General features: G+C 60.6%; 28 protein-coding genes. 15 read left to right on the forward strand and 13 right to left on the reverse strand.

Annotated features, from left to right (window positions below; genetic code table 11):
• The first annotated feature begins 13 nt into the window (after positions 1-13).
• On the forward strand, positions 14-595 hold the full coding sequence (locus BUA36_RS06855) for a putative pterin-binding protein (RefSeq protein WP_072782818.1): 582 nt from the start codon (positions 14-16) through the stop codon (positions 593-595).
• Here the strand turns inward: BUA36_RS06855 and BUA36_RS06860 are convergent.
• The 7 genes from BUA36_RS06860 to BUA36_RS06890 form a co-directional block, all read right to left on the reverse strand.
• Positions 592-954, reverse strand: coding sequence for a hypothetical protein (locus BUA36_RS06860; protein ID WP_072782820.1), 363 nt, complete (start codon positions 952-954; stop codon positions 592-594). The two genes, BUA36_RS06855 and BUA36_RS06860, sit on opposite strands and share 4 nt — an antisense overlap.
• A 232-nt stretch (positions 955-1,186) precedes the next feature.
• Positions 1,187-2,011, reverse strand: coding sequence for a Rossmann-like and DUF2520 domain-containing protein (locus BUA36_RS06865; protein ID WP_072782823.1), 825 nt, complete (start codon positions 2,009-2,011; stop codon positions 1,187-1,189).
• On the reverse strand, positions 2,011-2,622 hold the full coding sequence (locus BUA36_RS06870) for a DUF924 family protein (RefSeq protein ID WP_072782827.1): 612 nt from the start codon (positions 2,620-2,622) through the stop codon (positions 2,011-2,013). Before BUA36_RS06870 ends, BUA36_RS06865 begins: the two co-directional genes overlap by 1 nt.
• Before the next feature lie 11 nt (positions 2,623-2,633).
• Positions 2,634-3,380, reverse strand: coding sequence for an MgtC/SapB family protein (locus BUA36_RS06875; protein WP_072782830.1), 747 nt, complete (start codon positions 3,378-3,380; stop codon positions 2,634-2,636).
• A 17-nt stretch (positions 3,381-3,397) separates the two neighbouring features.
• Positions 3,398-3,649, reverse strand: coding sequence for a hypothetical protein (locus tag BUA36_RS06880; protein ID WP_072782833.1), 252 nt, complete (start codon positions 3,647-3,649; stop codon positions 3,398-3,400).
• Positions 3,646-5,460, reverse strand: a complete 1,815-nt coding sequence (locus BUA36_RS06885; RefSeq protein ID WP_072782836.1) for an aminopeptidase P family protein — start codon at positions 5,458-5,460, stop codon at positions 3,646-3,648. The genes BUA36_RS06880 and BUA36_RS06885 overlap by 4 nt, the downstream gene beginning before the upstream one ends.
• A 296-nt stretch (positions 5,461-5,756) precedes the next feature.
• Complete coding sequence (locus BUA36_RS06890; protein WP_072782839.1) at positions 5,757-6,446, reverse strand: Crp/Fnr family transcriptional regulator; 690 nt, start codon at positions 6,444-6,446, stop codon at positions 5,757-5,759.
• 145 nt (positions 6,447-6,591) lie between these two features.
• Between BUA36_RS06890 and BUA36_RS06895 the strand changes: the two genes are divergently transcribed.
• From BUA36_RS06895 to BUA36_RS06935, 9 genes are read left to right on the forward strand one after another with little or no spacing between them, the layout of a single operon-like run.
• Positions 6,592-8,502 carry an AMP-binding protein gene (locus BUA36_RS06895; RefSeq protein ID WP_208861871.1) on the forward strand — a complete coding sequence of 637 codons (1,911 nt, stop codon included), beginning with the start codon at positions 6,592-6,594 and terminating at the stop codon, positions 8,500-8,502.
• Positions 8,503-8,516: 14 nt separating this feature from the next.
• A complete protein-coding gene (locus BUA36_RS06900) occupies positions 8,517-9,347 on the forward strand; it encodes an ABC transporter ATP-binding protein (RefSeq protein ID WP_072783633.1) in 831 nt (276 codons plus the stop codon).
• A gap of 5 nt (positions 9,348-9,352) precedes the next feature.
• Positions 9,353-10,249: a branched-chain amino acid ABC transporter permease gene (locus BUA36_RS06905; protein ID WP_208861872.1), complete on the forward strand. Its 897-nt coding sequence runs from the start codon at positions 9,353-9,355 to the stop codon at positions 10,247-10,249.
• A gap of 12 nt (positions 10,250-10,261) precedes the next feature.
• Positions 10,262-11,320 carry a branched-chain amino acid ABC transporter permease gene (locus BUA36_RS06910; protein ID WP_072782848.1) on the forward strand — a complete coding sequence of 353 codons (1,059 nt, stop codon included), beginning with the start codon at positions 10,262-10,264 and terminating at the stop codon, positions 11,318-11,320.
• A gap of 24 nt (positions 11,321-11,344) precedes the next feature.
• On the forward strand, positions 11,345-12,649 hold the full coding sequence (locus BUA36_RS06915) for an ABC transporter substrate-binding protein (RefSeq protein ID WP_072782851.1): 1,305 nt from the start codon (positions 11,345-11,347) through the stop codon (positions 12,647-12,649).
• Positions 12,649-13,488: an ABC transporter ATP-binding protein gene (locus BUA36_RS06920; protein WP_072782854.1), complete on the forward strand. Its 840-nt coding sequence runs from the start codon at positions 12,649-12,651 to the stop codon at positions 13,486-13,488. Before BUA36_RS06915 ends, BUA36_RS06920 begins: the two co-directional genes overlap by 1 nt.
• Positions 13,489-13,496: 8 nt before the next feature.
• On the forward strand, positions 13,497-13,847 hold the full coding sequence (locus BUA36_RS06925; RefSeq protein WP_072782857.1) for an MmcQ/YjbR family DNA-binding protein: 351 nt from the start codon (positions 13,497-13,499) through the stop codon (positions 13,845-13,847).
• Between the two features lie 2 nt (positions 13,848-13,849).
• Positions 13,850-15,103: a phenylacetate--CoA ligase family protein gene (locus tag BUA36_RS06930; RefSeq protein ID WP_072782859.1), complete on the forward strand. Its 1,254-nt coding sequence runs from the start codon at positions 13,850-13,852 to the stop codon at positions 15,101-15,103.
• Positions 15,104-15,149: 46 nt separating this feature from the next.
• Positions 15,150-15,719 (forward strand): hypoxanthine-guanine phosphoribosyltransferase, encoded by a 570-nt coding sequence (locus tag BUA36_RS06935; protein WP_072782863.1) that lies wholly within the window; start codon positions 15,150-15,152, stop codon positions 15,717-15,719.
• Here the strand turns inward: BUA36_RS06935 and BUA36_RS06940 are convergent.
• Positions 15,703-16,683 (reverse strand): zinc-dependent alcohol dehydrogenase family protein, encoded by a 981-nt coding sequence (locus BUA36_RS06940; RefSeq protein ID WP_072782866.1) that lies wholly within the window; start codon positions 16,681-16,683, stop codon positions 15,703-15,705. The genes BUA36_RS06935 and BUA36_RS06940 overlap by 17 nt on opposite strands.
• A gap of 94 nt (positions 16,684-16,777) precedes the next feature.
• Between BUA36_RS06940 and BUA36_RS06945 the strand changes: the two genes are divergently transcribed.
• Positions 16,778-17,686 carry a LysR family transcriptional regulator gene (locus BUA36_RS06945; protein ID WP_072782869.1) on the forward strand — a complete coding sequence of 303 codons (909 nt, stop codon included), beginning with the start codon at positions 16,778-16,780 and terminating at the stop codon, positions 17,684-17,686.
• On the opposite strand, the gene BUA36_RS06950 is transcribed toward BUA36_RS06945, so the two are convergent.
• On the reverse strand, positions 17,658-18,848 hold the full coding sequence (locus BUA36_RS06950) for a tetratricopeptide repeat protein (protein ID WP_084560042.1): 1,191 nt from the start codon (positions 18,846-18,848) through the stop codon (positions 17,658-17,660). The two genes, BUA36_RS06945 and BUA36_RS06950, sit on opposite strands and share 29 nt — an antisense overlap.
• An 84-nt stretch (positions 18,849-18,932) precedes the next feature.
• Here BUA36_RS06950 and BUA36_RS06955 point away from each other — a divergent pair, with 84 nt between their 5' ends.
• Both BUA36_RS06955 and BUA36_RS06960 read left to right on the forward strand, forming a co-directional pair.
• Positions 18,933-20,024: a helix-turn-helix domain-containing protein gene (locus BUA36_RS06955; RefSeq protein WP_072782875.1), complete on the forward strand. Its 1,092-nt coding sequence runs from the start codon at positions 18,933-18,935 to the stop codon at positions 20,022-20,024.
• A gap of 77 nt (positions 20,025-20,101) precedes the next feature.
• Positions 20,102-21,571 carry an amidohydrolase family protein gene (locus tag BUA36_RS06960; RefSeq protein ID WP_072782878.1) on the forward strand — a complete coding sequence of 490 codons (1,470 nt, stop codon included), beginning with the start codon at positions 20,102-20,104 and terminating at the stop codon, positions 21,569-21,571.
• 1 nt (position 21,572) lies between these two features.
• Here the strand turns inward: BUA36_RS06960 and BUA36_RS06965 are convergent, their stop codons facing one another.
• The 3 genes from BUA36_RS06965 to BUA36_RS06975 form a co-directional block, all read right to left on the reverse strand.
• Positions 21,573-22,526, reverse strand: a complete 954-nt coding sequence (locus BUA36_RS06965; protein ID WP_072782883.1) for an NAD(P)H-dependent flavin oxidoreductase — start codon at positions 22,524-22,526, stop codon at positions 21,573-21,575.
• Positions 22,527-22,616: 90 nt separating this feature from the next.
• Entirely contained in the window at positions 22,617-23,525 is a 909-nt protein-coding gene (locus BUA36_RS06970; RefSeq protein ID WP_072782886.1) for an MBL fold metallo-hydrolase, read from the reverse strand.
• On the reverse strand, positions 23,522-23,734 hold the full coding sequence (locus BUA36_RS06975; protein WP_072782889.1) for a DUF1289 domain-containing protein: 213 nt from the start codon (positions 23,732-23,734) through the stop codon (positions 23,522-23,524). The genes BUA36_RS06970 and BUA36_RS06975 overlap by 4 nt, the downstream gene beginning before the upstream one ends.
• 90 nt (positions 23,735-23,824) lie before the next feature.
• Between BUA36_RS06975 and BUA36_RS06980 the strand changes: the two genes are divergently transcribed.
• Together BUA36_RS06980 and BUA36_RS06985 are read left to right on the forward strand one after the other, a co-directional pair.
• Positions 23,825-24,238: a ribbon-helix-helix domain-containing protein gene (locus BUA36_RS06980; RefSeq protein WP_072782892.1), complete on the forward strand. Its 414-nt coding sequence runs from the start codon at positions 23,825-23,827 to the stop codon at positions 24,236-24,238.
• Positions 24,239-24,246: 8 nt separating this feature from the next.
• On the forward strand, positions 24,247-25,398 hold the full coding sequence (locus BUA36_RS06985; protein ID WP_229255633.1) for an extracellular catalytic domain type 1 short-chain-length polyhydroxyalkanoate depolymerase: 1,152 nt from the start codon (positions 24,247-24,249) through the stop codon (positions 25,396-25,398).
• On the opposite strand, the gene BUA36_RS06990 is transcribed toward BUA36_RS06985, so the two are convergent.
• Positions 25,399-25,752 carry a hypothetical protein gene (locus BUA36_RS06990; RefSeq protein ID WP_139260400.1) on the reverse strand — a complete coding sequence of 118 codons (354 nt, stop codon included), beginning with the start codon at positions 25,750-25,752 and terminating at the stop codon, positions 25,399-25,401.
• Between the last annotated feature and the right edge of the window lie 16 nt (positions 25,753-25,768).

The following is a 25,768-nucleotide window of genomic DNA, read 5'->3' on the forward strand; positions in this document are numbered from 1 at the left end:
AGGAGTACTTCGCATGAAAAAACGCCAGTTCCTGGGTACGGCTGCACTGGCCGGCCTGTCCGCAGCAGCCTTGCCGTCGCGTGCAGCAGCCACCGCCGCCGGTCCGGCCCTGCTGACCATCACTGGCGCCATCAGCAAACCCAATCGCGGCAAGCTCGATCCGGCGCGCGACGTGATGATGGCCAAGCAGAAGATCAGCTTCGACAAGGCACATGCGTTCGACTATGCCGCGCTGGCGGCCCTGCCGGCCATCAGCATCAAGCCGACGCTGGAATACGACGCCAAACCGCATACGCTGCATGGTCCCTTGTTGCTGGACGTGGTGCAGGCAGCCGGCGCCCAGCTCAAGGACGACAGCAAGCTGATTTTACGTGCGGTGGATGGGTATGCGGCAGCCGTGACGGTAGCGCAAGCACGCACGCAACGCTGGATCGTCGCCACCCAGATGGATGGCGCACCAATGGCGCTGGGTGGACTCGGCCCGTTATGGGCGCTGTGCGACGCGGATAAAGTACCCGAGCTGGCCGCTATCCCGCTGGCGGGACGTTTCGGCGGCGCACCCTGGGCGCTCTATCACATTGAAGTGCAGGCTTAAGCGTAGGCTTCGGCCAGACTCATGACACGTGGAGTGATGGTGATGCCGATGCCGCCGAACAGGGCAGTCAGCGCAGCCATATTGGCTTCCATCTCTTCGGTTTTCCAGCCTTCGAACAGGTCGGTGCCAGCTTTCTGGAAGTGCAGGTCCAGCACTTTGCCGCGGTCCTTGTGGGTATAAGGGCCGCTATAAGTTTGCTTGAAGCCCAGCGCGGTCAGTTGCGCCAGCACTTCATTCGGTGGATTGTCCGGATCGGTTGCCATAAACACGCCGAAGGTTTTACCTGGCGGTTTGGCGGCGACGTCGACGTCGTAAATTCCAGGCGCTTTGGTGACGGTTGTACTTTTCAGAAATAACATGTTCTTACCCCTACTATTCAGTTGCGCCGGTTTAAGCTTGCAGCTTGATTCTTGTAGAAAACATTCTAAGAATCAAGCTTATTGCTAATTCGGAGGTTTGTCGACTGATCCCGGTACTTATTTGTGAATTCGTACCAATAAAACTGCAACCAGCTTACTCCGCACAAAGGCTACACCTACTTAAAATATAGTTGTTAAGTAGTAATTTGCAAGGAGTTACGCACAGAAGCGCTTATTTCTGCTGCTTACGGTGCGCCAGCGCTTGTGTCGGCGGCACGAGAGCAGCATACAACGCTCCCGTGGCCGCATCCCACGCGGACACCGCCTGCTGCTGGCGCGCCACAGTGGCAAGATCGCCACGCGCAATCGGACCGCTCAGCGCTGGCGCTGCGCCCAGCCGGAATACGTTGGCCATCGACTCGGTTGCCAGTGGTTGCGCCAGCTGGCGCGCGACCGGCTCCGGAATCCCCGCCGCCTGGTAAGCGCGCAAGGCGGCGTCCAGCACGGTGACCAGGTAATTACTCGCAAATACCGCCGCCGCGTGATACACCGTCTTGGCCTCGGCGTTGATCGGCACCACTTGCGCGCCAATCGCTCGCAGCGCAGGCGTGAGTACGGCCAGCGCACCATCATCGCCCTCCACGCCGCAGAACGTGCCTGAAAATTGTGCAGCAACCGCCGCTGGATCGGCAAAGCTGCGGATCGGATGCACGCTGGCGACCAGCGCGCCGGCCTCGCGCGCGTGCTGCAAACGGTCCGAGGCCAGCGCGCCGCTGCAATGAAAAACGATGCTGCCGTCGAGCGCTACGGCCTGCGCCAGCGCTGCGCATGCGGGGACGATCTGGTCATCGCCGACCGCCAGCACATGCACGCCAGCAGGCCGCAGCTGGGCATAATCCGTCGCCACGCTACCGGCGCCGATGAAGTCCACTGCCAGCTGCGCCGATGCCGCCGAACGCGTCAGCACTTGCTGGATCTGATATCCACGCGCAGCCAGCAACCGCCCCAGCACGCGGCCGACATGGCCGGCGCCGATCAGATTGAACGTAACAGGCATCAGAATCCCGATCCCGGCTGCTTGAGGAATGCCACTTCTTCGGGTGTCGATTCGCGGCCCAGTATGTCATTGCGATGCGGGAAGCGGCCGAAGCGCCGTATCACTTCGCGGTGGCGCTGGGCGTAATCCAGCATGCCGGCAATGCCCTGGCTGGTGGCGGCGGAAGCCGTGTTGCGCTCCGCATCCGCCATCCGCATGAACAAGGCCACCGACTGCTCCTGCATCGCCATGTTTTCCGCATGTTCCAGCGGCAGATAGACAAAGGCCCGCTGCAAAGGCGGCAGCGCCTTGTCCTCACCGGCATCGATCATGTCCAGCGCGGCCTGCAAGGCCTGATGGTCGCCAGCAAAGGACAGCGGCGTGCCGCGGTACACATTGCGGCAGAACTGGTCCAGCACCAGGATGCGCGCGAGCGCCGCTTGCGGGCCTTCCGCATCCCATTGATGCAGGCCGCCTTCCAGCGCCTGCTCTATCTGCGCGCCGAAACGCTGGGCGATCTCGCGGTCAAACGCGTCATCCTTCTGAAACCATTCGCGGCGTGGCGCGTCAGCGGCCTGTCCTTGGGCCGGCTGAAACCAGAAATCAAATACTGCCTGGGCTTGTGCATTCATATAGGTATCGGTCAGTTGCGGGCGTGCGTAATCTGGAAGCTATGGATGCCTTCGAAGTCGACCAGTTCCGCCGACAGCACCGACATCGGCGAACCACTGCGCTTGCTGAGTGCAATCGCCACAAAGCGCCATTCCTGCATTCCGTTTTCGCTGCCTATCATCATAGACCCACCGGCGATTTCATAGCCGCGCTGTAGGGCCATCGCGCGCAATGCCGGCTCCTGCGGCTTGTAGCCAGTCTTGAAACGCATGGTGATCGCAATGGCGTGGCGCGACGGCAGCCAGGCTTCCACCCGGGTCAGGAAAATCATCGAGCCGGCGCACAGTATCGCCAGGCCGATGGCGCCCATATAAAAGCCCACGCCCACCATCACGCCGATCACCGACGAGGCCCAGATCGACGCAGCAGTGGTCAAACCGCTGATGTTAAAGCCTTCGCGCATGATGACGCCGGCGCCAAGGAAGCCGATGCCGGTCACGATGCCTTGCACGATACGGGTCGGATCGGAGTTCACCAGATAGGTCGACACATGGCCGCCAAACCAGTGCCCCGGATAGCCGCCGATCACCGTCAGCGCGGCGGAGGCCATGCACACCAGGCCATAGGTCCGCATGCCTGCCGCCCGGCCGTGATACGAGCGCTCGTAGCCCACCAGCAGGCCAAGCAGCAGCGCGCCCAGCAAATTCAACAAAATCACCGCATTGGTGGCCAGTTCGGATTGCGACCAATAGGCCTGCAGGAATTCGATGGCGGGCATGGTAAGCCTCTACTTTCTTATTTTTTGACGAGCTGCTTTTCGAAGGCGACATCCAGTTTGCTGAGGCGCTTGGGCGCAGCCGGCGCGATGCTGTTGACGAAGGCGACAAAATCATCGAGCTCCATGGGCGCACACAGCGGCGGATTGCCGGCGCCATCGGACAGGAAGAAGTGGCCGCTGCCGGTGACCGACATCGAGTATTTATCATTGCCGCTACGGCGTTTCAGGCGGTCTACCGCCGATGTAGCTCTGGTTGCGCGTCCGCTCATAAGGTCTCCGTTCGGGTTGTCAGCCACGCCAGCGCATCGCCGGACAGCAGCGGTGACAGGCGCTTGCGCACCGTGGCGTGGTAATCGTTGAGCCACTGGCGCTCATCGTCGCGCAGCAGCGCGGGAAGGATACAACGGGTGTCGATCGGGCACAGTGTCAATGTTTCAAAGTTGAGGAATTCGCCAAACTCGGTCTGGCCCGCCGCGCGGTTCAGCACCAGGTTTTCGATGCGGATGCCCCAGCGGCCCGGCCGGTAGAGGCCAGGTTCAATTGAGGTAATCATACCCGGCTCCATCGCAGTCTGCGGTTCCGGCATGGCTGATGGCGAAATCGATTGCGGGCCTTCGTGCACATTCAGGAAGTAGCCGACGCCGTGACCGGTGCCATGGCCAAAGTCCATGCCTTCGGCCCACAGCGGCGCGCGGGCGATGGCATCCAGCATCGGCGACTTGGCGCCGCGCGGGAAGCGGGTGGCGGACAAGGCGATCATCCCCTTCAGCACCAGCGTGAAATCACGGCGGTGTTCATCGGTGATGCTGCCGACGGCCACCACGCGCGTGATGTCGGTGGTGCCGCCCAGGTACTGGCCGCCGGAGTCGATGAGCAGCAGGCCATCGCCTTCGATGACGGCGTGGCGCGCCTCGGTGGCGCGGTAGTGCATGATCGCGCCGTTCGGGCCGAAACCGGCGATGGTCGCAAAACTCGGGCTGATGAAGCCAGGACGGCGCGCCCGCGCGGCCGTGATCTGTTTGTCGATTTCCACCTCGGTCAGCGGCGCGCGGGCGGTGTTGGCCAGGGTCTGTTCCAGCCAGGCGAAGAATTCGCACAGGGCGGCGCCATCCTGCTCCATGGTGGCGCGCACGTGGATGGCGTCCTGGTCGCTCTTGCGGGACTTGGCCAGGGTGGTCGGGTTGATCGCCTCCAGCACTTTGACCTTGGCCGGTATCCACTGGCGGGTGCCGTAGGTGATGCGGCGCGGGTCGACCAGTAGCGTGGTATCGGCAGGTAATCCGGCCAGGGCCGCAGCAGCCGACGCGTACGGCGCGACATCGACACCCTCGTCCGCCAGCGCAGTGCGCAGTTCCGGCGCAATCTTGCCGTCGGCGACATAGATCGTCGCGCGGCTGGGCGTAATCAGCGCGTGCGCCAGGAAAATCGGGTTGAAATTGACATCGGCGCCGCGCAAGTTGAACAAATAGGCAATATCGTCCAGCGTCGAGATCAGATGACGATTGGCGCTGGCGCCTTGCATCGCGCTGCGCAAATCGGCCAGTTTACCGCTGCGGCTTTTTGACGCATAAGGCGGCAGATGTTCATAAACCGGCGCGTCCGGCAGCGCTGGACGGTCGGCCCAGACCTGGTCCAGCAAGTCCAGATCGGTGCGCAGTTTGACGTCTTTGGCGTCCAGCGCGGTCTGCAGCAGGCGGGCGATGGCCAGGCCAAGTACGGCGCCATCCACCGCCAGCGTCTGGCCGGATTTCAGATTCGCTGCCAGCCAATCAATATATTGCACGCTGGCGCCCGAGGTCAGTTTCATGAGCTGGATACCGGTGCCGTTTAATTGCTGTTCAGCCTGGGTCCAGTAACGGGCATCGGTCCAGACGCCCGCAGATTCCGGCGTAATGATTAAGGTGCCGACCGAGCCGGTAAAACCAGAAGCCCATTCTCGGCCTTGCCAGCGTTCGGGCAAATATTCAGACAAATGGGGATCGGCGGATGGAATCATCAGCGCATCGATTTGATGCTGACGCATTGCCGCCCGCAACTGTGCGATGCGCTCAACGACTTGGGAGGGATCTGGAGTATGCATATAAGAAACTCAAAATAGCTTGTCACTATAATACTCCGATTGTGTGATCTTCCGCTAAATGTCTGTGTCTACAGAATGTCGAAGTGGCCTGGTTTGTTGTGTTAATGATGCCAGCTATATTTTAATTTCTTGAAACCGCCAGCATGGTCTGAATAAACATCGCTCAACAATATATGTCAGCGTCTGCTAATCCAGGTTTATGGCTGCGGTCAGCCACGCCGCGCAGTGGCAGCTCATGCCGAAAATTAGCGAGTTCATGCTAATAATTAGCACGTTCTGGGCGCAAAAAAAAGGCGCTAAGCCTCATAACGCCGTAAGCCCTCCAGATCCAGGATGCGGATACCGCCATAATCCAGACTCAGCAGTCCTTCCTTTTCCAACAGCTGCAACGCCTGATTCGCACGCTGGCGGGACGAGCCGGATAATAGTCCCAATTCCTCCTGCGATATTTGTACGATTTTCTCCAGCCCCGGATATAAATGCGAATGAAACATCGATGCCAGGCAACGCGCCACGCGCGTATCCGGATTTAATAAACGGTCATTCTCAACCGTGCCAATAAACTGACCGAGACGCTCATTCAATTGCATCAATAAGAAACGCGTAAATGGCAGGCTATTATCCAGCAACCACATGAAGGTCGCAGCTGGCATGCGGGCGATTCGGCTATCGCGTAATGCAATAGCGTCATATTTGAGTTTTTCATTTTTTAAAACCGTTCCTTCACCAAACCAGCCGCCTTGTGGCACGCCGGTAAAGGCCACGCTTTTCCCGCTGGCAGAAAAATTCGTCATTTTAATCATGCCGTCGATAATCCCCAGCCAGTGTTCCACCATATCGCCTTTACGGCAAACATAACCACCCTTGGGAACAAAAGTTTCAACCGTATCCGCCTCCACCCGCGCCATTTGTTCAGGCGTTAACCCTTTGGCCCAGATCGCGGCACGCAACGCTTCCTTCAAAGTAATTTGGTCTCGATCAGACATTTTTGCAATGCACCATAGAAAAGTCGGTCAATTGTCGTCGAAAAGACAACTCGCCTTCTCGCGGCACGTTAATATCATCACACAAAAATAAGCAGCAACAGGAGACAAACTGGTGCAAACAGAATACGAGACATTTCCTCGCCGCATGCTCGCGCACGGCCAGGTCAGGCCGGGGAAACCCGCATTTCGCGAAAAGCATCTAGGCATCTGGCAAAGCTGGAGCTGGGCTCAGGTCAACGACGAAGTACGCGCCCTCGCCTGTGGTTTAGCCGCCCTTGGTTTCGGCCGCGGCATGAATCTGGCCATCATCGGCGACAACCGTCCGCGCCTGTACTGGGCGATGCTGGCCGCACAATGCCTGGGCGGCGTGCCCGTGCCCTTGTACCAGGATGCTCCCGCAGCCGACATGGCTTATGTACTGGAAAACGCTGAAATCCACTACGCCATTGTCGAAGACCAGGAGCAAGTCGATAAGTTGCTGGAATTGCAATCGCTGTATCCCCACATCCGCCATATCGCCTACGACGACGAACGCGGCATGCGCCATTACAAGCAGCAAGGTTTGCTGTCCTTTGCCAAGCTGCAAGAGCTGGGCCGCTCCTGGGACCAGTCCCATCCCGGATTCTTCGACGCGGCAGTTGCCGCAGGCCAAGGCAGCGACAACGCCATCATCCTGTACACCTCCGGCACCACCGGCAAGCCCAAAGGTGTATGCCAGACCCACGCCGCACTGACGGCGGCCGGTACCGGCGGCGTCGGCTTCGAAAAACTCACCGATGCAGAAGACATCCTGTCCTACCTGCCGATGGCATGGGTAGGCGACTGCCTGTTTTCCTTCGCCCAGGCGATGACGGCCGGTTTTACCGTCAACTGCCCGGAATCCGGTGAAACCGTCATGACCGACATGCGCGAAATCGGCCCAACCTATTACTTCGCACCGCCCCGCGTGTTCGAAAACATGCTGACCACGGTAATGATACGCATGGAAGACGCAGGCGCGATCAAACGCGGCATGTTCCATTACTTTATGGCTGTCGCGCGCCGCTGTGGTGCTCAAATTTTAGACAAGCAATCGGTGCCATTGGGCGACCGCCTGCGCTACGCCGTCGGTAAAATGCTGGTCTACGGCCCGCTGAAAAACGTGCTGGGCATGTCACGCATCCGCGTCGCTTACACGGCCGGTGCAGCGATCGGGCCCGATCTGTTCCGCTTCTATCGCTCAATTGGCGTCAATTTGAAGCAATTCTACGGATCGACCGAAACCTGCGCCTACATCTGCCTGCAGCCGGACGGCCAGATCAAATTCGATAGCGTCGGCTTGCCGGCCCCTGGCGTCGAGGTCAAACTGGCCGAAAACGGCGAAGTTCTCGTCAAATCGCCGACGTTGATGGACTGTTACTACAAGCGCCCGGACGCCACCAGCGAAGCCATCGACGCCCAGGGCTATTTCCACACTGGCGATGCCGGCCTGTTTGATGGTGACGGCCATCTGAAGATCATCGACCGCGCCGCCGACGTCGGCCGCATGACCGGTGGCGCCATCTTCGCGCCCAATTACATCGAGAACAAGCTCAAATTCTTCCCCTTCATCAAGGAAGCCGTGGTGTTTGGCCACCAGCGCGATGCGGTATGCGCTTTCATCAATATTGACATGGAAGCTGTGGGCAACTGGGCCGAGCGCCGCAGCATCGCCTACGCCGGCTACACCGACCTGGCTGCCCATCCCGCCGTGTACGGCCTGGTGCGGGACTGCATCGAACAAGTGAATGCTGACCTGGCCGCAGAAACCGCAATGGGCGACACGCAGATCCACCGCTACCTGGTACTGCACAAGGAACTGGACCCCGACGACGACGAACTGACACGCACCCGCAAAGTGCGCCGCAAGTTCATCGCCGAGAAATATGCGGTACTGATCGACGCGCTGTACAGCGGCAAGACCTCGCAATACATCGAGACGCAGGTCAAATTTGAAGATGGCCGCACCGGCGTCGTCAAGGCGGATCTGAAGATAGAACCTTGCAAGACCTACCCTGCCATGCAGGCAGCCGCATGACGGAGGAAGCGCACATGCAGATGAATGAACCAGAAGTCCACTTCGGCGCCGACGCCAGCGCCGCCCGCCGCGCGACCGGGCCGGTGATACTCGACCTGAAAAACATCTCGCTGTCCTTTGGCGGTGTGAAGGCGCTGACCGACATCTCCTTCGACGTACGCCAGCACGAAATCCGCGCCATCATTGGTCCGAACGGTGCGGGCAAAAGCTCCATGCTTAACGTCATCAACGGCGTGTACCGCCCGCAGCAGGGTCAGATCGTCTATCGCGGCGAAATACGCAAGAATATGGACTGCTACGCCGCCGCCAAATCCGGCATCGCGCGCACCTTCCAGAACATCGCGCTGTTCAAGGGCATGACGGTCCTCGACAACATCATGACCGGCCGTAACCTCAAGATGAAATCCAATTTCCTGATGCAGGCCTTGTACTGGGGACCGGCGCGGCGCGAAGAAATCGCCCACCGCATCAAGGCCGAGGAAATCATCGACTTCCTGGAGATACAGGCGATCCGTAAAACCCCGGTGGGCCGCCTGCCCTATGGCCTGCAAAAGCGCGTGGAGCTGGGCCGCGCACTGGCCGCCGAACCGGAGATCCTGCTGCTGGACGAACCCATGGCCGGCATGAACGTGGAAGAGAAACAGGATATGTGCCGCTTCATCCTCGACGTCAACGACCAATTCGGCACCACCATCGTGCTGATCGAGCATGACATGGGCGTGGTCATGGATATCTCCGACCGCGTGGTGGTACTCGACTACGGAAAAAAAATCGGCGACGGCACGCCGGACGAGGTACGCAGCAACCAGGATGTGATTAACGCTTATCTCGGCGTGGGGTGCTAATGAACATCAACTTCTTCTTTGAAGTGCTGATCGGCGGCCTGCTGTCCGGCGTGATGTACGCCCTGGTGGCCATCGGCTTTGTGCTGATCTACAAAGCCTCCGGCGTATTCAATTTTGCACAGGGTGCGATGGTGTATTTCGCCGCGCTCACCTGCGTCGGCGTGGTGGACAAATTTGGCGTCTCGCTGTGGGTCGCCGTACCGGTAACGATGGTCGTGATGATACTGCTCGGCCTTGCCGTCGAGCGCGTGGTGCTGCGGCCACTCGTCAACCAGCCGGAGATCGCGCTCTTCATGGCCACCATCGGCATGGCCTTCTTCATTGAAGGCCTGGCGCAGCTGATGTGGGGCGCGCAGGTGCGCAAGCTGGAACTGCCGATAGAAGATGTGCCATCGCAGTACCTCATGGACAACTACAACATCCTCGTCTCGCAGTTCGACATCATGGCGGCGGCAGTGTGCGGCATGCTGGTCATCGCGCTGGCCCTGCTGTTCTCGAAAACCAAGGTAGGCCGTGCGTTGCGCGCGGTCGCGGACGATCACCAGGCCGCACTGGCCGTGGGTATTCCGCTGAAACGCATCTGGGCCGTGCTGTGGGCAGTGGCGGGTCTGGTCGCGCTGGTGGCAGGCATGCTGTGGGGTGCGCGCAATGGCGTGCAGTTCGCGCTGACCTTTGTGGCGTTGAAGGCCTTGCCGGTGCTGATCCTCGGCGGCTTCACCTCCATGCCGGGCGCCATCGTCGGCGGACTGATTATCGGTGCGTCTGAAAAAATGGCCGAAGTGTTTATCGGCCCGCTGGTCGGCGGCGGCATCGAGGGCTGGTTCCCTTATGTGCTGGCCTTGTTGTTCCTGCTGGTGCGGCCGGAGGGCCTGTTCGGCGAAAAAATCATCCGCAGAATTTAAGAGAGGCCGCCGATGCTCTACCGCGAAGCAGGACAATTCAAAACCAGCTATCAGGCCGATGGCCAGATTTTTCCGATTCTGCAGGACCGCATCGCACTGCTTGCGCTGCTGGTCTTCGCCATTGTGGCGGTGCCGCTGGCCGCATCGCCCTATGCGCTTTCCGCCATCCTGATACCGTTCCTGATTTTTTCACTGGCGGCCATCGGCCTGAATATCCTGACCGGCTATGCGGGCCAGCTATCGCTCGGCACCGCCGCCTTCATGGCGGTTGGCGCTTTCGCCTCGTATAACTTCATCCTGCGGATTCCAGGCCTGCCGGTGCTGCTGGGCTTTGTGCTGGGTGGCTTGAGCGCCGCCTTGGTCGGCATCGCGTTTGGCCTGCCATCGCTGCGCATCCGTGGTTTTTATCTGGCCGCCGCGACGCTGGCCACGCAGTTCTTCGTGGTCTGGTGTCTGACCAAGATCCCTTACCTGACCAACTACAGCAGCTCCGGTGTGATTACCGCCCAGCCTATCGTCATCCTCGGCTACGCTTTTGATACGCCAGGCCGCAAATACCTGCTGGTGCTGGGCGTGGTTGCTGTCATGGCGCTGCTGGCCAAGAACATGATCCGCTCCAACGTCGGCCGCTCATGGATGGCGGTGCGCGACATGGACGTCGCTGCGGAAGTCATCGGTTTTCGCCTGATGCGTACCAAGCTGCTGGCGTTTGCCGTCAGCTCATTCTACTGCGGTGTGGCTGGCGCGCTGTACGCCTATGCCTATCTGGGAACGGTGGAGCCGGAAGCGTATAACCTTGACCTGTCATTCCGCATCCTGTTCATGATTATCATTGGCGGCGTGGGCTCCGTGCTTGGTTCCTTCCTGGGTGCGGCCTTCATCGTGCTGCTGCCGGTGCTGCTGAACGTGGTCGCACACAGCCTGTCGCTGCCAACCAGCGTCGCCTCCAATCTGGAACTCATGGTATTCGGCGCGCTGATTATATTTTTCCTCATCGTCGAGCCGCATGGCTTGGCGCGCTTGTGGCAAATCGGTAAAGAGAAGTTACGTTTGTGGCCTTTCCCTCACTAATATAAAACCAGAGGAGACAACAAGATGAAACGCTTTGCATCCATCGTAGCCGGACTCACACTCATCGCCAGCGGCGCAGCGATCGCGCAGCCTGCGGAACAATATGTCGCCCTGCCCTCGTACCGGGTAGGCCCTTATGCGGCAGGCGGTTCCGGCTTTTACGGCGGCATCATCGACTACTTCAACCTGGTGAACCTGTCGGGCGGCGTGAATGGCGTAAAGATCTCGTGGGAAGAGTGCGAAACCGAATACAACCCGTCACGCGGCGTGGAATGTTACGAACGCCTCAAGACCAAAAACGGCGGCGCCACCCTCGTTGAACCGTTGTCCACGGGCGTGGCCTACGGCGTTCTGGACCGCCTGGCCATCGATAAAATCCCGATGACGATGATAGGCTACGGCCGCTCCGACGCCGCCAACGGCAAGGTCTTCCCGTATGTCTTCCCGCTGATTACCAGCTACTGGAACCAGGCTGCCGCCATGATCAAGTACATCGGCGACAAGGAAGGCGGCATGAACAAGCTCAAAGGCAAGAAGATCGTCCACCTGTACCACGACTCGGCTTTTGGCAAAGAACCCTTGCCAGTGCTGGAAGCCTTGTCGAAGCAATACGGGTTTGAACTCATCAAGATTCCCGTCACGCCGCCAGGCAGCGAACAACAGTCGCAGTGGCTGCAAATCCGCCAGGCCCGGCCTGACCATGTGATCCTGTGGGGCTGGGGTTCGATGAATGCGGTGGCCATCAAGACCGCACAGCGCAACGGCTTCCCACGCGAGAAAATCCTCGGCGTGTGGTGGGCCGGTTCGGAAGAAGATACCGTACCTACGGGCGATGCGGCCAAAGGCTACAGCGCCATGACCTTCAACACGCCAGGTAACTATCCTGTGCTGGACGAGATCCGCAAAAAACTCTACGACGCCGGCAAAGGCAATCTGGCCGATCCTGCCCGCATCGGCAGCGTGTACCACATGCGTGGCGTCAGCGCCGCCATACTGTGGGTGGAAGCGATGCGTACCGCACAGGAAAAATTCGGCAAGGGCAAACGCGTGACGGGCGAACAGCTGCGCTGGGGCCTGGAGAATCTTAATGTGGATGAAGCACGCCAGAAAGCCATCGGCGCCTACGGCATGCTGCCCGTCGTGAAGACCAGCTGCGATGACCACGAAGGTTCCGGCGCCGTCAAGGTGCAGCAGTGGGATGGCAAGAAGTGGAACGCCGTCACGCCAAACTGGATCGTCGGCGACAAGGCGCTGACACGCAAGCTGCTGGAAGAAAGCTCCGCTGCATACGCGGCAGAGAAGAAAATTACGCCAGCGTGCCTCAAATGATGACGGCACCTGCCAGCACCGCAGCCACGCCAGCGGCTGCGCCGTATCTGTCTGTGAATAACGTCGAAGTTATCTACGACCACGTTATCCTGGTACTGAAAGGCGTTTCGCTGCAAGTCCCGCAGGGCAAAATCGTCGCCCTGCTGGGCGCGAATGGCGCAGGCAAATCCACCACGCTGAAAACCATTTCCACGCTGCTGCGCGGTGAACGGGGCGACGTCACCAAAGGCGAAGTCCAGTTCAAGGGAGAACGTATCGACCAGCTCACGCCCAATGAACTGGTCAAGCGCGGCCTGTCGCAGGTGATGGAAGGCCGCCACTGCTTCGGCCACCTGACCATCGAAGAAAACCTGCTCACTGGCGCCTACACGCTCAATGACTCGCGTGCAGAGCTCAAGGAGTCACTGGAAAAAGTGTATCGCTACTTCCCGCGCCTGAAGGAACGCCGCAACAGCCAGGCCGGCTACACCTCGGGCGGCGAACAGCAGATGTGCGCCATAGGCCGTGCCCTGATGGCCAGGCCTTCCATGATTTTGCTCGATGAACCGTCGATGGGCATTGCGCCGCAAATCGTGGAAGAGATCTTTGGCATCGTCAAAGACCTCAACACCAAGGAAAACGTCTCCTTCCTGCTGGCCGAGCAAAACACCAGCATCGCGCTGCGCTATGCGGACTTCGGCTACATCCTGGAGAACGGCCGCGTGGTGATGGAAGGCGCGGCCGAGGAACTGGCCTGCAATGAAGACGTGAAGGAGTTCTACCTCGGCGTTTCCGGCGCTGGACGCAAGAGCTTCCGCGACATGAAATTTTACCGGCGCCGCAAGCGCTGGCTGGCATAAGGAACAGAATGAATCTCAACAAGGCCAAGACGTATTGCCGCAAGCTTCCCGGCGCAACGGAAGACATCAAATGGGAGAGCAACCTGGTGTTCTGCGTCGGCGAAAAAATGTTTGCCCTGATGGGCGCGGAAGGCAGTGATCGCGGCATCAGCTTCAAAGTCGATGGCGACCGCTTCCTGGAACTCACCGACCGTCCCGGCATCATTCCCGCCCCGTACCTGGCGCGCGCCAAATGGGTCTACATCGAAGACAAGAAAGCCGTCAGCGACGCCGAAATGGCCGAGCTGCTGCAACGCTCCTACGAACTGGTGTTCGCCAAACTGACTAAAAAGCTGCAACGCGAAATACAAGGATCATGAACATGGCCGACACTCTGGACAGCCTGGAAACCCGACCGCCCGAACAACGTGAACGCGAACTGATGGCCCGCCTGCCGCAGCTGATCGCGCGCGCCAAAGCCGCAGCAGGATGGTCGCGCATTCTCAAGGACGTCAACGCCGGCGACATCAACAGCCGCGCGGCACTGGCCACGCTGCCCGTCACGCGCAAGTCCGACCTGCATGCACTGCAATCGCAGCAAACGCCGTTTGGCGACTTGAACACCACCCCGGTAGGCCAGCTGGCGCGCGTCTATATGTCGCCAGGGCCGATCTTCGATCCCGAAGGCCGCAGCGGCGACTGGTGGCGTTTCGCGCGGCCCTTGTACGCGGCGGGTGTACGTGCGGGAGGCTTGCTGCAAAACTGCTTTTCCTATCACTTCACACCTGCCGCTTTCATGGTCGAAGGCGGCGCCGCGCGGCTGGGCTGCGCCCTGATCCCGGCCGGCAGCGGCCAGACGGCGATGCAGGTGCAAGCCATCAGCACACTGCGGCCCGACACCTACGTCGGCACGCCGTCTTTTTTAAAAATCATTATCGAAAAAGCGCAGGAGATGGACGCGGATGTCAGCAGCATCAAGCGCGCCCTGGTCAGTGCGGAAGCGCTGCCGGAATCGCTGCGCGCGTGGTTTGCCGACCACGGTGTGCCATGCGTGCTGCAAGCATATGCCTCCGCCGATATCGGCAGCATTGCGTATGAAACCCGCACCGGCGATGTGCGCGATCCCGGCATGGTGCTGGACGAGGAAGTGATCCTGGAAATCGTCCGCCCCGGCAGCGGCGAGCCCGTACCTGCAGGCGAAGTGGGGGAAGTGGTGCTCACCGTGTTCAATCCCGACTATCCGCTGATCCGTTTTGCCACGGGCGATCTGTCAGCAATATTGACGGATACACCATCTTCACCGGGCGGCCGCACCAACACGCGCATCAAAGGCTGGCTGGGGCGCGCCGACCAGACCACCAAAGTGCGCGGCATGTTCGTCCATCCGTCGCAAGTACACGACATCGCCCGCCGCCATCCGGAGATTCTTAAAGCGCGCCTTGTGGTATCAGGCCAGGTTGCACAAGAGGCAATGACGCTGCATTGCGAGGTCGCCGATCCTGCCAGCGCCAGTAACGACGCCATCATCGAATCCATCCGCAAGCTGACCAAGTTGCGCGGTGAGGTGGAGTTTGTCCCGGTAGGCAGCCTGCCCAACGACGGCAAGGTGATTGCGGACGTGCGCGACTACCGGTAATTGAGGGATAATAGCGGTCTTCACGTTAGTTTTTAACAAAAATATCATGCAAGACTTCCACCACAACCGCGCCCGCTCCCTGATGAAGAGCGCCGAAGAACTCTACACCAAGCAGGACGTCGACAACGCCGTCACCGCGATGGCCGACACGCTGAACACCCGCTTCAATCATCCGGACAGCGAAGAGTTCCCGCTGGTGCTGGGCGTGATGGGTGGCGCCGTGGTCTTCACCGGCAACCTGCTGCCGCAGCTGACCTTCCCGCTCGAATTCGACTACATCCACGTCAGCCGCTACGGCGACGAGGACAAAGGTGGCGAAGTCGTGTGGAAGGTCGTGCCGCGCTCGAACGTCAGCGGCCGCACCGTCATCGTGCTGGACGATATCCTGGACGAAGGTGAAACGCTGGCCCACGTCAAACAACGCCTGCTGGACATGGGCGCCAAGGAAGTCATCCTGGCCGTGTTTGCGGACAAAGCCATCGGCAAGACCAAGCCCGTGAAAGCGGACATCGTCGGCATCACGATTCCCAACCGCTTCGTCGTCGGTTTCGGCATGGATGCTTACGGCTACTGGCGCAACCTGCCAGGCCTGTGGGCCATCAATACCGAAGGCTGAGCACCACCTTGCCATAAGGGCTGGACGCAAGACGGTCCAGCCCCGCATCCACATCGTCGTACACCGCATCGATGTGCGGATGCAGATTGTGCTGCGCCATGAAGCGGTTCATGCGTTCGAACATGGCGCGGGAACCGGTTTCCACACCGCGCACATTGAGGTTCTTGTTCATCACCGTGTAGATGTCGAGCGGGTTGGTCTGCTCCTGCACCACGCCGATGATGGCAACCGTCCCTTCATACGCCGCCGCGCGCGCGGAACGGCGCAGCGAATCGTTCAGCCCCATATCCAGCACCAGCCGCGCACCTTCGCCCTTGGTGAGCGCCAGCACTTGCTGGTCCCATTCGGGATAGACCTCGGTATTGATGGTGGCCCAGGCGCCGCTGCGGCGCAGCTTTTCTTCCGAGCGTGAGACAGCAATCACGCGCGCGCCCATCGCAGCGGCAAACTGCATCGCAAATACGGCGACGCCGCCGGTGGTTTGCACCACCACCGTATCGCCCTCGGCCAGCACGCGCAGCTCGGCGACGGCATGCCATGCCGTCAGTGCGGCGACAGGCAGCGTGGCAGCTTCTTCATCGCTCAGATGCGGCGGCGCGGCCACCAGATCGTTTTCTCCCGCATCGAAGTATTCGGCCAGCACGGCGGTGGAGCGCGCCATGCCGTGTGCGCTCAGCGGACCGTCTATCCAGTTCGGCAGCACTGTCGAGCAAACGCGGTCGCCTACTCTGAAGCGCGTGACCGCGCTGCCCACTGCCGCCACCACGCCGGCGGCGTCGGTCATGGGGATGGCGTCTTTCAGCGGTGCGCGATAACGGTTACCGCGGATCACGTAGCTGTCGCGGAAATTCAGCCCGACAGCGCGCACGGCGACACGCACGCCATCGGACGGCAACGGTGCGGCGCTGACCTGTTCACGGCGCAAGCCACCCTGGCCATCGGTACGAAAAACGGTGTACTCCATAAGTCCTCCTGAAAATCCCAGTATCGATCTGCGCTAAAAAATCCACAATCCGCTTAAAATGCAAAGGCTTGTTAACCTGGGCGCAACGAAGGAGATGGCAGTGGACATGCTGAAGGAAATGGCGATCTTTGCGCAGGTGGTGGACAGCGGCGGCTTTTCGGCGGCGGCCCGGCATTTGGACATCACCACCTCTGCGGTGAGCCGCCATGTGGCGCGGCTGGAGGCGCATCTCGGCGGACGCCTGCTGTTGCGCACCACGCGTGCCTTGTCATTGACGGAACTGGGTCAGCAGGTCCATGCGGCGTGCACGCGCATGCTGAGCACCGCACGCGAAGTGCACGCCATGGCCGGCAGCTACAGCGCGCGGCCAAATGGCGTGATCCGCGTCAGCGCGCCGATCGTGTTTGGCCAGACCTGGCTGGCGCCGCGCCTGCCCGGCTTTCTCGACCTGCATCCCGAAGTGGATGTGCGCCTTACCCTCATCGACCGTACCGTGGACCTGGCCGAAGACGGCGTCGATCTCGCCATCCGCATCGCACGTGAGCTGGCGCCCGGCCTCGCGGCGCGGCCTTTGTGTGCGATGCGTTATGTGCTGGTGGCGTCGCCTGCCTATATCCGGCAGCACGGCGAGCCTGCAATGCCAGGCGATCTGCCAGCGCATCGCTGCTGCTACCTCGGCTACGGCCGTTTTGGTCCTGACTGGACGCTGCGGCGTGGCCAGGAACGCGCTGCGGTGACGGTGGCGTCACGGCTCACCATCAACAACAGCGCTGCCATCGTGGCGCTGGCGGAAACTGGCGGCGCGATAGGCCTGGTGCCGGATTTTGCGGCCGCCACTGCGCTGGCGGCAGGCCGCTTGCAGCAGGTGCTGCCCGACTGGGAATTCGATGAACCCTACACCGGCAGCGTCCATGCGGTGTACACGCCGGGCCGCCATGTCGCCCTCAAGGTGCGGGCCTTGATCGACTATCTGCTTACGGCCGCACCTGATACGTATCGATGAAGCGGCGAATACCATCCGGATGCTCGGTCTTCCACGTCTCAAACTCGGTGCGCCACGATTCCTTGTACTGCAACAGCAGCAGCGCTGCTTCCAGCTGATCGGCCCTGGCCAGCATCTGCATGGTCTTGAGCGCCGGGTCTTGCAGCTCGCCGCCGCCCTTTGCCGACGCTTCCCCTGACGCCGCCAGCGCCGTGCGCCACGCAGCCGCCTCGGTGGCAAACGGTGTGGCGCTGGCCTTGCCTTCGCGTCCGGCCTTGTCTTCGATCGCCTGCTGGGTCGCCAGCGCCAGCCACAGTACGGCGTCCGGTTGCGTGTGCGGGTCCAGCGACTTGAGCGACGGATCGATCGAGAGGTTCAGCGTTTTCGTGTTCGTATCCAGTTCACCCTTCGCCTTGCGCACCAGGTTCAACGGCGCCAGCGGAAAACCGCTGCCCGTGCGCAGCTGGTTGAGCTTGACCCAGTTCGGCAACTGGCTCGGTTGCGCGGCAATGCCGCTCATCAGCGCGCCTTCCGCCGGGCCGATTTTTTCCTGCGCCACCAGCGCATCGGCCAGGAAGCGCCAGCCCTGGGAATTCAGCGGTTCCACTTCCACGCCTTTACGGAAACGGTTTTCCGCCTCGGCGTAGTTTTTCTGGAAGTAGAAGCAGTCGCCGGCATAAATCCATGCGGTGGAGTATCTGGGGTCCAGCGCAGCCGCGCGCTCGTACTGCACCCGCGCCTCGTCCAGTTTGCGCTGATTGAACAGCAGCTCTCCTTCGTGCAAGGCAGCGGCGGCTTCGGCATTCGGCTGGTGCAAAGGCAGGGGCTTGCCGTCCGTCAGGCCGCGCAGGACCTCCAGCGCGATCGGATCGTTGGGATGTTTTTGCAAGGCCTGCTGTGCCGCCGCCTCTGCCTGCTCGCGCACCTTGGCCACATCACCGCCCTTCATGAGCTCGGACATGCCCATCAACAGGGAGGCAAGGCTGGACAGTGGCAGCGATGACGATGGATCAGCCTTGGCGGCATCGGAAAATTTGTCGAACGCTTCTTTGTATTTGCCTTGCGTCTGAAACAGATGCCCTTGATCGATCAACGCTTTCGCTTCCGCAGTGATCGGGATATATCCTTGCGCGCTGCACACCGTGCATGCCAGCGCCAACATCAGCGCAACCATCTTTTTCATTTCTGCCCGTCCCGTGTTTTCAGATACCACATATTATCTGAAAGGCAATTGCCTTGGACAGGGGATGGTGGCAGGATTTGCACCATGCTGACTTCCATTCTCTCCTGGCTGTTTTTGGCCGCCATTGCCCAGGCACTCTGCCTCAGTGCAGCGCTGCTGACCCCGCGCCAGCCGGAAATGCGCAAGGCCAATCGGCTGCTGTCCGCGCTGCTGCTGATTTTTTCAGCAATCATCGGCCATGCGTGGCTGGGACTGAACCATCTGTACCGCGACTATCCGCATAGCGCGCTGGCGATTGTCACGCTGGGGCTGGCGGTGGGGCCGCTGCTGTATCTTTATCTGCATGCGATGCTGTCCGACCAGCCGCTGGGACGCCGCGCACTGCTGCATTTTGTTCCGTTTGGGGTCGCCACGCTGGCAATGGTGCCCTTCTATCTGCGTAGCGCGGAAGAAAAACTGGCCTGGATGCGCGCCTGGGATGGCTGGCCCTGGTATCTGGCGCTCGCTGCCGTGGCCAAGCTGCTGATACTGATGGTGTATTTACGCGCGAGTTACCAGCTGATCCAGCGTGTGCCGGCCGGCTCGGAACTGGTACACGACCTGCGCCGCCTGATGCGCGTCTGGCTGTTCAGCGCGGCGCTCAGCGTGGTTGCGGTGGCCATGGCAGCCATCAATGTCGAACGACCGGGCGCCATTGAAGCGGTCGATGGCGGCGCGCTGATCCTGTTCGTGTTTGCTACCGCCTATACCGCCATGCGGCTACCGCTGGGCTACCGTCCGCAAACGCTGCCGCCGCCAAAGCCTCGCTACGCTGACAAGCAGCTGCCCACGGCGGAGCGTGACGCCTTCCTCGCGCGCCTGACGACTTGCATGGAACAGGATCAGCCCTACCGTAATGGCGAACTGAAGCTCGAAGACCTGGCAGCTCAGGTGGCCATGACGCCGCACGAGCTGTCGCAGCTTATCAACCAGCACTGCGGTGCCAATTTCGCGGATTTCCTGAATCGCTACCGGATTGAAGCGCTCAAAACCGCCCTGCACGATCCTCAGCAAGCCAGCACCAGCATTCTAGACCTGGCGATGCTTGCAGGATTTAACAGCAAAAGCGCGATGAACCGGGCATTTAAAAAATCCACTGGCCTGACACCCGGAGAATTTCGCAACCAGGCCGCGTAGCGCGTGCCAGATCATCATTTGCGGCGCAAACCCGCAGCCGCGCCATCACACTGGGCCATCACAACAAGGAGCCCAGTATGAAATATGCAACGATCTTCACCAGCTTGTCCCTGTTCGCCATCCAGGCTGTCGCCGCGCCGCAAACCTGGCTCACCAACGTCCAGCTGGTCTCGCCGGAAAAGCTGGACCGCATTGAAACCGGCAGCGTGCTGATTGACGGCGAGCGCATCGTCCGCGTGGAACGCGGCGCCAACCGCAAGACGCCGTCCGGGGCGCGCCGCGTCGATGGCCATGGCTATTACCTCACACCCGGCCTGATCGACTCCCACGTTCATCTGATTTCCGTGCCCGGCATGAGCTTCCAGCAGTCAGACCGCATGCAAGCCATGGCTGATGCCTACTTCGCGCAAATGCCGCGGTCGTATCTCTACTACGGCTATACCACTGTGATCGACCTGGCCGCTGGCAGCCGGGAGTTCATTAACCGCGTCAAAGCCATGCCGCAGCACCCGGACATACAGGACTGCGGCGCCCCGCTGGTCTATGCCAACGGCTATCCGATGTCATTTGCGCCGCCGGCAATCCGCTTCAAGATGTTTGCCAACTTCATCTACGACCCGGCGCAGAAAGATCTCATTCCGGCCGAATACAAACCGGAGGACTACACGCCGGCCAAGGGCGTCGCACGCGCCAAGGCCGACGGCGCCATCTGCCTCAAAACCCACTTCGAGCGAGGCTTCGGCGGCCAGCGCAACCTGCCGGTCATGAGCGCCGCTACCTATGCCGAAGTGCGCGAACAGGCCAGCAAGGACCAGCTGGTGCTGGTCACCCACGGCAATTCACTGGAAGCGCAAACCTTTGCCGTCAACGGTGGCGTGGATGTCCTGGCGCACGGCATGTGGCACTGGGGCGAACTGGACCAGTCGGCCGAGTTGCCGGAACAGGTCAAACAGCTGCTGGACACAATTGTGGCGCGCAAAATCGGCTACCAGGCAACCATGCAGGTCCTGTACGGCCTACGTGCCTATGTCGATCCGGGGTATCTGAACACGCCGGCACTGGCCAAACTTTTGCCGCCTCCCATGCTGGCCTGGCTGAAGACGCCCGAAGGCAACTGGTTCAAAGAGGAAATCGCCGAGCCGGAAGAAAGCGATGAGGCCGTGCGCAAGGGACTGGAAGCGCCGCTGCGCCGCCAGCGCCAGGTGGTTGCCTATTTGGCGAGCAAAGACGCGAACTTCCTGTTCGGCACGGACACGCCATCCTCGCCGACCTACGGCAATGTACCGGGGCTGAACGGCTATCTGGAGATGCAAAACCTGCACAACGCCGGTCTGACGCTGGCGCAACTGTTCAAGGCGGCCACCATCAACAACGCCCGCGCCTTCCATCTGGAGGCCGACGTCGGCAGCATCGAGCCGGGCAAGCTGGCCAATCTGGTGCTGATGAAAAATTCACCGTTGCAGGACATCCGTGCCTACGACAGCGTCGACACGGTGTGGGTGCGGGGAAAACCGGCAGCGCGCGACAGCCTGGCCGCCGGCGATTGAATTACAGTGCCAGACGGGCGCGGGCAGCGTCGTACTCGCGCTTGAGGCGTTCGACCATTTCGCCAGCCGATGGAATGTCGTCCATCAGGCCAACGCCCTGGCCGGCGCCCCAGATGTCGCGCCACGCTTTGGCGCTGCTGGAACCGAAGTTCATCGCGGTCTTGTCTGCGGTTGGCAATGCATCCGGGTCCAGGCCAGCGGCAACAATCGACTTCTTCAGGTAATTTCCATGAACGCCGGTGAACAGGTTGGAGTAAATGATGTCCGCAGCGGTCGATTCGACAATTGCCTCGCGGTAGCCATCGCTCACATTGGATTCCTTGGTCGCCAGCCAGCGCGAGCCGATGTACGCAAAGTCCGCGCCCATGGCCTGGGCCGCCAGAATCGCATCACCGGTGGCGATGGAGCCGGACAGCGCAATCGGGCCTTTGAAGAACTTGCGTACCTCGCCGACCAGCGCAAATGGCGACAGCGTACCGGCGTGGCCGCCAGCACCGCTGGCCACCAAAATCAGGCCATCGACGCCCGCTTCCAGCGCTTTTTCAGCGTGACGAATCGAGACGATGTCATGCAGCACGATGCCGCCGTAGCTGTGGATCGCATCCAGCATCTCTTTCGGCGGCGCGCGCAGCGAGGAGATGATGATAGGAATTTGATGCTTCACGCACACTTCCACGTCATGGGCCAGGCGGTCATTGGACTGGTGCACGATCTGGTTGACGGCGATCGGGCCGACGCGCTTGTCCGGGTTCGCGGCCTGGAATTCGGCCAACTCTTTTTGCAGATCCGTCAGCCACACATCCAGCAACTCGGCCGGGCGCGCATTCAACGCCGGGAAAGAGCCGACGATGCCGGCCTTGCACTGTGCCGCCACCAGCGCAGGTCCGCTGGCAATGAACATCGGCGAAGCGATGACAGGAAGGGTGAGGTTTTGCAAGACTGCAGGCAGGGTCATGACGGGCTCGCTGACGTGAGTTAATCGGTGCGAACGATTATAGATCGAAAATAGTACGATCGTTCCTAAAACTGGAGAATATCCTCTAGTTTAGACGTTAAGTAAGTACTCACCCTCAACCTGTGCCGCACCAGCACGCACCAGTTGCCCAGCAGCCCACCTGCCCAAGTCATCTGGCGATTGCTTGAGGTAGTTGGCATTGGCGGCGGCAAACACCGGCATGGAGGTCAGCAGCACCGGCACCTCGGCCAGCGGAATACGCTGGCGTTCCAGCAGCAGGAATTTAAGCAGCACTTTCAAAGCGTTCTGCGCATTGCGTACCGGATTGGCCGCGAGGTAATCCACCCGCGAGCGGGCTCGCGCCAGCGCGCCGGCCACATCGGCGAACGGTGCGCCATGGCCGGGAATGACGATACGCACGTCCAGGCTCTCGATCAGGTCCAGCGTGGCGCGCTCCTCGGCAAAGCCGGACTTGCCGTCCAACTCGGGGAAGATGATGCCAAAGCCGTTTTCCCACAGCGCATCGGCCGACACCAGCACTTTTTCCTGTGGACAGTAGAAAATCAGGGAATGGGGATCATGGCCCGGCGCGGCCAGCGCCTGCCATTCCATATCCGCCAAGGTCAGCACGTCGCCCGGCGAGATGGTGGCATCAAACGTAAAACGGTCGCAGCGCTGGCCCGTGGCCTTGAAACTCAGGGCTTCCACGTCCCAGTGCCGCACTTTGTCGGCTTCCGCCACCGGAATCGAGGTCTTGCAGCCGTAATGGGCCTGCAAAATGGCATTGCCGCCGCAATGGTCGGAATGCAGATGGGTGTTGATGATCTGGTCCAGGTGGCGGCCATGCAGCGCATGGCGCACCAGCTCCAGCGTTTGTTGCGCATGGGTCAAATAACCGGTATCGATAATTGCGGTGTCGTGCTTGCCCAGAAGTAGGATGTTGTTGGATGACAGCCAACCCCGTTCAAACACCTGTATCGAATCCGGTAATGTACTCATTGATCCTCGTCGAAATGGACAGTGTCGCGCCGCTGTGCGATTTCCGCCCACACGGCGCGTTTGTAGTCGTCATCTGCCTTGCTCCACGCCACGATTTCGGGAATGGTGCGCAGGCAGCCCATGCAGTAGCGTCGCTCGGCGTCCATCTTGCACAGGCTGACGCAAGGGGACGGTACTGGCGACGGCAATATGTTGGTTACTTCACTCATAGCGTCATTATGCCGTGAAGCCGCTTGACTTGGGGGCTTTCCGGCGTAGACTACCATCCATATAGATGGCAAATAGATGGTAGGAGACCCATGGCCAAGCAAGAAATCAAGCTGAAGACCGCCGACTCAGAAAAAATCACCATCAATCTCGGCCCCGTCGATTTGGGGCAGATTGATCTGCTGGTGCAGGAAGGGTTTTATTCCAACCGCACCGATCTGATACGCACGGCGATCCGCAATCAGCTGAACCAGCACGCCGAGGTGGTCAAGCAGACCGTGGCGCGCAAAAGCCTGGTACTGGGCATGCAGCATTACTCGCGCGCCGATCTGGAAGCAATCCAGGCGGCGGGACAGCGGCTGCAAATTCAGGTACTGGGACTTGCCAGTATTGCCAGCGACGTTTCGGTCGAACTGGCATTGGCAACCATCGAATCCATTTTTGTACTCGGTTCGCTGCACGCCAGCGCTGTCCTCAAGACGGCACTGGCGCCACGCATCCATTAGGGAGTGCCATGAAGCTCAATTTTCTGACCCATATGCGTGAAACTGCGCAACAGTTACTCGGCAAGGGCGCCCCGCTGCAGCGCTGGAACCAACGGCCGCAGCCCGCCATGCGTGATATTAACCCGCCACCGGCGGACGCCGCGCCCCCCACGCCGCCGCAATCGCCGGCGTCCACACCGAACCCGGCCACGCATCCGGCCGAGTTCGCGCAGGACATGCTGGACCGCATGGGCATCAAGATCGACCTGCAGGCCAATCTGGACCGCGCCATCGACGTGGGGTCGCTACTGCACCCGACGCCCGCACAGCCGCTGCCGGAAGGCGCGCAGTTCATTAGCGGCAGTTACACCAATCACGCCGGCAGCCGCAACTACAAGCTGTACATCCCGGCCAGCTACCACGGCCAGGCGATGCCGCTGCTGGTCATGCTGCACGGCTGTACCCAGAATCCAGACGACTTTGCCGCAGGCACGCAAATGAATCAGCTGGCGGAAGAAATCGGCTGCTTTGTGGTGTATCCGGAACAAACCGCCGGCGCCAATCATTCCAAGTGCTGGAACTGGTTCAACGCCATCGACCAGCAGCGCGGACAAGGCGAGCCGTCCATCATTGCCGGCATTGCGCAGCAGATCATCGAGGAGTATCCGGTCAATGAGCGGCAAGTGTATGTCGCCGGCCTGTCGGCCGGCGGCGCGATGGCGGTGATTGCCGGTACCTTGTATCCGGAACTGTTTGCTGCGGTAGGCGTGCATTCCGGCCTGCCGTTTGCTTCGGCGCAGGATTTGCCGTCCGCGCTCACGGCAATGAAGCGCGGCGTCAATAAAGCGGACAAGGCCGGCAATGGCGCGCAGCGCATTATCGTCTTCCATGGCGACAGCGATACCACGGTCAATCCGCGCAATGGCGAGCAGGTGATGGCGCAGCGTCTGCATCATCACCGCGGCGCGCGGCCCAAGGTACGGTCAGGGGCGGTGCCGAATGGCTATCGCTACACGCAAACCACCCACGTCAAACCGGATGGCTCGCCTTGGGGAGAACACTGGGTAGTCCACGGGGCCGGCCACGCCTGGTCGGGCGGCAGCGCCTCGGGCAGCTACACGGATGCCAAGGGCCCGGACGCCAGCCGCGAAATGCTGCGCTTCTTCCGCACGGTGAATTGATCAGGTAACAGCCAGGCGGACGACAATACCAAGCACAGCGATCAGATTGCTCACAGTGAATCCGATCATCCAGAATGTCAGCTTGTCGATCCGTTCGGTGGTGCGGGCATCGAGCCGATCCAGCCGGTCCATCGTGTACTGCTGAACGGCATCGATCCTGTCCCTCAGCGCGACAAACTGCGCCATCATGGCTTGCTGGTTTTGCTCCTGCGTACGCTGCAGGGCTTGCTGTCCATGCTGCAAGGAAGAAAGAACGCTGGTGACATTTTCCATTTGCGTCTCCAGCCGCACGATGCGGGCGATGTGGCCATCGTCCGCCGCGCCACTTTGCTTGTCAAGCGAGGTCGGGTTCATCTGCGCACTCCCAATG

Source organism: Duganella sacchari (assembly GCF_900143065.1).
Taxonomy (GTDB): domain Bacteria; phylum Pseudomonadota; class Gammaproteobacteria; order Burkholderiales; family Burkholderiaceae_D; genus Rugamonas; species Rugamonas sacchari.

Coding starts and splice junctions, on each gene's coding strand:
- BUA36_RS06930 (WP_072782859.1), top strand. CDS start 13,850: ATGGCCGACACTCTGGACAGCCTGGAAACCCGACCGCCCGAACAACGT.
- BUA36_RS06920 (WP_072782854.1), top strand. CDS start 12,649: ATGACGGCACCTGCCAGCACCGCAGCCACGCCAGCGGCTGCGCCGTAT.
- BUA36_RS06960 (WP_072782878.1), top strand. CDS start 20,102: ATGAAATATGCAACGATCTTCACCAGCTTGTCCCTGTTCGCCATCCAG.
- BUA36_RS06955 (WP_072782875.1), top strand. CDS start 18,933: ATGCTGACTTCCATTCTCTCCTGGCTGTTTTTGGCCGCCATTGCCCAG.
- BUA36_RS06915 (WP_072782851.1), top strand. CDS start 11,345: ATGAAACGCTTTGCATCCATCGTAGCCGGACTCACACTCATCGCCAGC.
- BUA36_RS06950 (WP_084560042.1), bottom strand. CDS start 18,848: ATGAAAAAGATGGTTGCGCTGATGTTGGCGCTGGCATGCACGGTGTGC.
- BUA36_RS06870 (WP_072782827.1), bottom strand. CDS start 2,622: ATGAATGCACAAGCCCAGGCAGTATTTGATTTCTGGTTTCAGCCGGCC.
- BUA36_RS06865 (WP_072782823.1), bottom strand. CDS start 2,011: ATGCCTGTTACGTTCAATCTGATCGGCGCCGGCCATGTCGGCCGCGTG.
- BUA36_RS06860 (WP_072782820.1), bottom strand. CDS start 954: ATGTTATTTCTGAAAAGTACAACCGTCACCAAAGCGCCTGGAATTTAC.
- BUA36_RS06890 (WP_072782839.1), bottom strand. CDS start 6,446: ATGTCTGATCGAGACCAAATTACTTTGAAGGAAGCGTTGCGTGCCGCG.
- BUA36_RS06895 (WP_208861871.1), top strand. CDS start 6,592: ATGCTCGCGCACGGCCAGGTCAGGCCGGGGAAACCCGCATTTCGCGAA.
- BUA36_RS06885 (WP_072782836.1), bottom strand. CDS start 5,460: ATGCATACTCCAGATCCCTCCCAAGTCGTTGAGCGCATCGCACAGTTG.
- BUA36_RS06935 (WP_072782863.1), top strand. CDS start 15,150: ATGCAAGACTTCCACCACAACCGCGCCCGCTCCCTGATGAAGAGCGCC.
- BUA36_RS06985 (WP_229255633.1), top strand. CDS start 24,247: ATGAAGCTCAATTTTCTGACCCATATGCGTGAAACTGCGCAACAGTTA.
- BUA36_RS06855 (WP_072782818.1), top strand. CDS start 14: ATGAAAAAACGCCAGTTCCTGGGTACGGCTGCACTGGCCGGCCTGTCC.
- BUA36_RS06980 (WP_072782892.1), top strand. CDS start 23,825: ATGGCCAAGCAAGAAATCAAGCTGAAGACCGCCGACTCAGAAAAAATC.
- BUA36_RS06910 (WP_072782848.1), top strand. CDS start 10,262: ATGCTCTACCGCGAAGCAGGACAATTCAAAACCAGCTATCAGGCCGAT.
- BUA36_RS06900 (WP_072783633.1), top strand. CDS start 8,517: ATGCAGATGAATGAACCAGAAGTCCACTTCGGCGCCGACGCCAGCGCC.
- BUA36_RS06940 (WP_072782866.1), bottom strand. CDS start 16,683: ATGGAGTACACCGTTTTTCGTACCGATGGCCAGGGTGGCTTGCGCCGT.
- BUA36_RS06875 (WP_072782830.1), bottom strand. CDS start 3,380: ATGCCCGCCATCGAATTCCTGCAGGCCTATTGGTCGCAATCCGAACTG.
- BUA36_RS06925 (WP_072782857.1), top strand. CDS start 13,497: ATGAATCTCAACAAGGCCAAGACGTATTGCCGCAAGCTTCCCGGCGCA.
- BUA36_RS06880 (WP_072782833.1), bottom strand. CDS start 3,649: ATGAGCGGACGCGCAACCAGAGCTACATCGGCGGTAGACCGCCTGAAA.
- BUA36_RS06975 (WP_072782889.1), bottom strand. CDS start 23,734: ATGAGTGAAGTAACCAACATATTGCCGTCGCCAGTACCGTCCCCTTGC.
- BUA36_RS06945 (WP_072782869.1), top strand. CDS start 16,778: ATGGCAGTGGACATGCTGAAGGAAATGGCGATCTTTGCGCAGGTGGTG.
- BUA36_RS06990 (WP_139260400.1), bottom strand. CDS start 25,752: ATGAACCCGACCTCGCTTGACAAGCAAAGTGGCGCGGCGGACGATGGC.
- BUA36_RS06965 (WP_072782883.1), bottom strand. CDS start 22,526: ATGACCCTGCCTGCAGTCTTGCAAAACCTCACCCTTCCTGTCATCGCT.
- BUA36_RS06970 (WP_072782886.1), bottom strand. CDS start 23,525: ATGAGTACATTACCGGATTCGATACAGGTGTTTGAACGGGGTTGGCTG.